We start from the raw sequence: 5,528 nt of genomic DNA, 5'->3' as shown, positions 1-5,528 counted from the left end.
CCTTTCGCTCGCAGTCGGGAGGTCGCAATCACCTTCAACATCACCTAACAACCATTGCTCGCTTGAGGCGGAACTTAGCTTGGCTGACCTGACAACAAACTGACGCGCTATGACAGCTGAGCAGAATTTGAGAGCCGCCGGAGCAGACAGGCGCTCAGACACGCAAAGTTTTGTACCTACAAGCCAATGTTTTGTAATGCAGCGGCCATCTGGCCGCTCCGGAGAACCGGAAGTGATAAGCAGCGGATTGTGAGAGAAATGCACCGTCTGTGGTGTAACGATCGCCGAGCGGTACTCGGCTCGCGGTCGTCGTCCCTCCTCCTGACGCGTCACTGAATCTGGCTCAACGTCCAGCTCACCGATGGCTCGGGCCCGCCCGACTTGTTCTTATGTCGGAAAAGTTTTCGAATCTAAGCCATTAACTCTCAATTATTTTCATTTTCGGCTCTTCCCGACCTTGTTGGGCTCGCCCAGCGAACGTATATCTCAAAACCGTTAAGTGCTAAAAGTTTTCAAAGACGGTCACTTAAGTCGGAATTCTTTTCAAAATGCCGCTGTCTCGACCCCTTAATGGAGCAGGAATGAGCGACTTCCCTGAGTTTGTGCTGTCGACAAAGGAGAATTCCTTAAAAGTCTCGCGTGCTGCAGAGGCAGGGAAGCTACGCGAGATCGGGAGCCGCCTCTACACGACCCACATGTTCGAAGACCGGACGGCTCTCGTCCGGCGCAACATCTGGAAGATCGTCCCTCTCTATTTCCCAGATGCGATCGTAGCAGATCGAACCGCCCTAGAACAGAAGCCTGCCAGCGACGGCTCTGTGTTCCTGATCGCCAAAACCAAGCGTGATGTCGAATTGCCGGGGTGCGTTATCCGGTCACGCAAGGGGCACGACAGAATAGAGGGCGATTACCCGATGCGCGTGAATCTGTATTGCACGTCACTAGCCCGCACGTTTGTGGAAAACATGATACCGTCTCGCTCAAGAAGCGGGATCGCAAGAACAGCATCGCGTAGCGAGATCGAAACCCATCTTCTCAAGCATTACCGCACTGGTGGCGAGACGGGCATCAATATCTTACGCGATCAGATCAAGAAGGTCGGGAGCGAACTCGGATTGATCGATGAAGCCAGACAGCTGGGTTCTATGATCGGCGCCCTGATCGGTACGCAAGAAGCCAAACTGTCGGCGCCAGCCGTGCTTGCTCATGTCTCCGGGGAACCCTACGACCTACAACGCATCGATCTGTTCAATAAGGTTTACGACCTTCTCAGAGGCAGGGCGCCCCAAGCTCCACTGCTTTCCACTCTCAGCCCTGAAGGCAAGATCAATCAGGCCTTTTTCGAGGCATACTTCTCCAACTTCATCGAAGGCACAGAATTCGAACTAGATGAGGCCCAAGATATCGTCTTCAATGGAGCTATCCCTAAGGAGCGGCCAGCCGATGCTCATGATATAGTGGGCACGTTCGAAGCTGTCTCAGATCCGAATGACAATGGTCGCGTTCCACAAAATTTTGATGACTTCATCGAACTTCTGAAGCAGCGCAACAAGCGGATCATGAATGCGAGGCCGGAGAAATCACCAGGCCAATTCAAGACAAAAGAAAACAGATTTGGGGTGGTTACCTTTGTGAAGCCAGAGGATGTCATCGGCACGCTGAAGGAGGGCTTCAAAATCCATCAACGTCTCGATAGCGCGATGGACAGGGCTATCTTCATGATGTTCTTGGTCGCCGAGGTCCATCCATTCAACGATGGAAATGGCAGAACCGCCCGGATCATGATGAATGCAGAGCTGACGACATCAAAGGAAACGCGGATTATCATTCCGACCGTCTACCGTTCGAACTACCTCGAGGGGCTTCGGATGACAACCAATGCAGGAGACCCCAGCGCTCTCATCAGAACGCTCGAATTCGCACAGCGTTACGTTCACGCGATCAATTGGTCAACGCTCCAGAGGGCAACCTCCTTTCTCACAAAAACAAACGCTTTTGTTCGCCCAGAAGTCGGCGACCGAGAAGCGATCAGGCTTCGTCTACCGCGTCCAGAAGATGATGACGGTGATGGTAGCGGAGGTTCCATGTCAGGCGGACCTAAACTCTGACTGTTCTCCTGTCATCCTGCGCGATGACGGTGTGATTTGCCATTGCTCATCCCGCAGCCCGCGAAATCGGACGGCACCATCCAAATCAGCCCACCTGACGACGTACAGAGCGGAGGAAGCGGCAGCAGGCTGGCAAGTTCCTTTGCGGCTTCCAGGTTCATGTTCGCAGCGAAGACGGCGTACTGAGCTTCGCATGTTCGGACGTGAGGCGAGCCGCTCGGTACTTGGCGCCTTTGCCGTCGAGCGGCAAGGGGAAGACCATGCTTTCGAGGACAGCGAATCCTTTACGCCCTCGCTGGAAAAAGATCGTGCTTTATGGGGAACGGTTCTGCTGACAATCTTCGAGCTCCAGTTTCCACATGAGCTTGCGTTGTCCGGAAGCAAGAATCGAATGCCGCAGATGCGCGAATCTAGCGTTGCTGTTTAAGCAAGTAATAGAAGGGGGCGGTTCGGACGCTCCCTTCATTGGCGTCGCGAATGTGCCCACATCGCGATGTTACTCAACTGCATTCCCCAATATAGGGCGCGGCCAGCAGGGCGACCTGGCTTCCCGAAACGTTCCCCTTCATGGCTGAGGCGATTGCTCCAATGCCATTCCACACCTCCGCCACGGCAACGAGTTTGGTCCCCGTGGAACTGACCCGGAGCCGTGGCTCCTCCTCGGTGAAGTGGCCAGAATAGACAATAGAATCGTGTCGCCATTCCCTCGGGAATGCCGAGACGGATCTCTTCCTCGGCTGGCGTAGCGCAGGTCGTCCACCACCTGGTTCAACATTTCGACGACATCGCGGGCGACGGGCAGCAACCGCTCGCCGGCGGCAGTCATGGCAACACCGCGGCCATGCCTTTCGAATACGCGCTGCCCGATGACACTCTCCAATTTCTGCACCTGGAGGCTGACGGCTGTATCTCGACGGTCTTGCGGCACTACCTTTGGTTCGAGGTTTGCGCGACCTCGGCATCTCGCCAGGTGCGGCAATGGCGCTCCTCGTTGCAGGCGGCGCGGTAAGCATCTGGGGGGCATGGACATCGCCTTGGTCCTCAGGCCGCTGGCCGTCGCCCTGTTCGCGGCGCTCGCGGTTTCCGGATCGCTGGTCAGTGGGAGCTGTGATAGATCAAGACGAGAAGCACCTATTGTGCTTTCCCGTTCTCCGACCAATGCGACACCGACGAGTCGGGGTCTATGTACCGTCCGATGGTTCGCAAGTAGGCGGCGATCTCAGGTAGCAGAAAGTCGCGATCGCCAAATTCTTCGCCTATTCGTTGAAGTTCGTCCTGCGCCGCCGCCATTTCCTCGAGGTCTCCCAGGCAATAGTTGAACTGGCCGACGGCACAGATGTCGCAGCCGGCCTTGATTACCCTGTCTACGAAGGCAGGGATATCGCTTGCCTTCATGAGTCGTTCGCCTACCATCTCGAAGGTCTTTCCTCGCGTGTCTCTCCTGCAATATGGCAATCACCGCGTGCACTCGCAACCTGCGCGATTCCAAAGGTTGCGAGCCGCATCCAGCAGCGAAATTCTTCGCCAGAATCCTTCGATTGCATCTGTCGGATTCTTGCGTATCCTGCGGCCTGCGCATGTGAGCACAGGGTGGCGCCTGGCGCTTAGACTAGCCACCCCTTCAAGAACCAGCGTCGGCATGGCGACCGAAAATGCTGAGGCAAGAGATCGCCATCCAAGAGGGAAACGTACGTCATGGATTCCCATGCCGTTATTGCGTCCCTGCCAGTCGCCGGGGCCGACCGTGCCGTGCTTATCGAGGCCGCCAACGCCGCGTTCGAAAGGGTCATTGGGCGGATTGAGGCTACCAACGAGGAACTGACTCGCACCCTTTGGGATGCCGAGCGTTATGTCGACAATGAAATCACTGCAGACATGCTGCCGATTTCACGGGACGAGGTTACGTACCTCATTGACGTGTTCCTGGTGCATCATGTCGTTCAACTGGCGGTCGCCGCGGACAAGCAAGCCGCCGAATCCATGCCTTGAGCCTCGCCGGCGGCAGATGCGTCTGCCTGCAGCGACCTGGCCGACGGCCCGATCAATGTCGTAACCTTTGCCGCCACCTCTTCAAGGGTGGCGGTGAGGCGGTTTATCTGCGATGTGGTTGCTGCCAGTTCCGGTCCATAGCGGGTGACGAGATATTCCCGGTTCTGGCTTAGGGATTGGAGATGCTTGGCCGTTTTCGCGCGAAGGCGTAGGCCCGCTGCCAGAGTGTGCTCCGTCCGCGCCGACAGGTCGTGGTGCATTTTCCGGATCTGATTGGGATTGTGCCCACGGTGGAGCAAGAGCGCGGTCAGGTAGAGTTCGATCGCATGGATCGCCGCCAATCTGAACGGCGCCCTGGTAAGCGGCTTGCCGGGTCGGCCGAGCTGTAGGAGGAGATTTGCCCCCTTGCGATATTCTTCCGCGAGCTCGTGGACCTGCTGTGCAGATGCCAGCTCACCGGGATATTTGCGTTCTTCGATTGCCATTCGCGCAACATGCGATGCTACGGGGAGGAGTTCGTAAAGGAAAAGTGTCACGTCTGGTCGTTCTCTTCAGGCATAGCGGACCTCCTATGCCCGCGACGCTTTCATGCCGTCACGCTCTATAATAAATTTGATCCTAACTTCAAGAATATCTAGCCGTAGTAGCGCTTCCCAACGGCACCGTGGTAAAGCTAGTGGTACATCATTATGACATCACAACATGGCGATCGCGACGAGAAACGGCGGCCACCTAAATGTAAAGATCGCGGGACCGCAGCAGGCGATGTGGCAAGCAGACTTATCTACTTCGACGGCTCGAAAGCCGGGGCACCCTCGCCCCACTACTCGGAAGGCGACCGCGCTCCTGTCAGGGTGTCCTGCCACAGCCGCAGGCGCGGTGAGCAGGCCGGAAAAACATTTCCCAATCTGAGATTTCCGTCGGTCGAGCGTGGGGCTGCAGAAGCGATTTATCCGGAGTGCCGCCCAGTCAAAGCTGACAATTCGAAACAATTTGGCGGCCAAACACGCAGATATTCGGGAGACAGGCTTAACTCGTGTCTCACTCTTTTCGCCTATCCGGGCCTTCAAAAACTGGAGGGCGAAATGACAGGTCGAGTCGGTGACGGCGAACGGGATGGGGATTCGTCGGGAGACGAAGGCGACTCCGGGAACGGAACCGGCGAAGCGGCCCTCGTTCTCACGCCGAGTTACAGACGCGGGCAGCTTCGGTGCAGAGAAGAGGAGGCGAACGATCGATGGCTAACCAGCCTTGGAACGGCTTCCCAGCTCGGCGTCCTGCCCATTGCAAAACTCTACTCTAAAGTGTTGCGGGAAGCTTCTGTTTAGCATCCGTGGCCGACGAAGGACGACCGGGTGTTCTGTCTCTCGCCAAATGTCGAAGCCGTTGGCTACAACCAGTTCGCTACGAATTTGGTAGGCGCCGGTGCTG

Annotated in this window: 7 protein-coding genes; 4 read left to right on the top strand and 3 right to left on the bottom strand. The window is 56.5% G+C overall.

What is annotated here, in order from left to right; all coding sequences use genetic code 11:
- Positions 1 to 581: 581 nt before the first annotated feature.
- From EOA32_RS32405 to EOA32_RS40270, 3 genes are all read left to right on the top strand, one after another.
- On the top strand, positions 582 to 2,108 hold the full coding sequence (locus EOA32_RS32405) for a Fic family protein (RefSeq protein WP_189407561.1): 1,527 nt from the start codon (positions 582 to 584) through the stop codon (positions 2,106 to 2,108).
- Positions 2,109 to 2,301: 193 nt separating this feature from the next.
- A complete protein-coding gene (locus EOA32_RS32400; RefSeq protein ID WP_128373903.1) occupies positions 2,302 to 2,535 on the top strand; it encodes a hypothetical protein in 234 nt (77 codons plus the stop codon).
- Positions 2,536 to 2,820: 285 nt separating this feature from the next.
- On the top strand, positions 2,821 to 3,117 hold the full coding sequence (locus EOA32_RS40270; protein ID WP_245499459.1) for a hypothetical protein: 297 nt from the start codon (positions 2,821 to 2,823) through the stop codon (positions 3,115 to 3,117).
- A gap of 122 nt (positions 3,118 to 3,239) precedes the next feature.
- Here EOA32_RS40270 and EOA32_RS32390 read toward each other — a convergent pair whose 3' ends face one another.
- Complete coding sequence (locus EOA32_RS32390; protein ID WP_128373902.1) at positions 3,240 to 3,503, bottom strand: hypothetical protein; 264 nt, start codon at positions 3,501 to 3,503, stop codon at positions 3,240 to 3,242.
- Positions 3,504 to 3,803: 300 nt separating this feature from the next.
- Between EOA32_RS32390 and EOA32_RS32385 the strand changes: the two genes are divergently transcribed.
- A complete protein-coding gene (locus EOA32_RS32385) occupies positions 3,804 to 4,097 on the top strand; it encodes a hypothetical protein (RefSeq protein WP_128373901.1) in 294 nt (97 codons plus the stop codon).
- On the opposite strand, the gene EOA32_RS32380 is transcribed toward EOA32_RS32385, so the two are convergent.
- Both EOA32_RS32380 and EOA32_RS39380 read right to left on the bottom strand, forming a co-directional pair.
- A complete protein-coding gene (locus EOA32_RS32380; RefSeq protein ID WP_128373900.1) occupies positions 4,049 to 4,582 on the bottom strand; it encodes a hypothetical protein in 534 nt (177 codons plus the stop codon). The genes EOA32_RS32385 and EOA32_RS32380 overlap by 49 nt on opposite strands.
- 756 nt (positions 4,583 to 5,338) lie before the next feature.
- A partial coding sequence (locus EOA32_RS39380) for a hypothetical protein (protein WP_210214868.1) occupies positions 5,339 to 5,528 on the bottom strand: 190 nt, incomplete at its 5' end.

The organism is Mesorhizobium sp. M1A.F.Ca.ET.072.01.1.1 (assembly GCF_004023325.1).
In the GTDB taxonomy this organism is placed as follows: domain Bacteria; phylum Pseudomonadota; class Alphaproteobacteria; order Rhizobiales; family Rhizobiaceae; genus Mesorhizobium.
The sequence above is the reverse complement of the archived record's forward strand: the minus strand, read 5'-3'. Positions and strand labels throughout refer to the sequence as shown.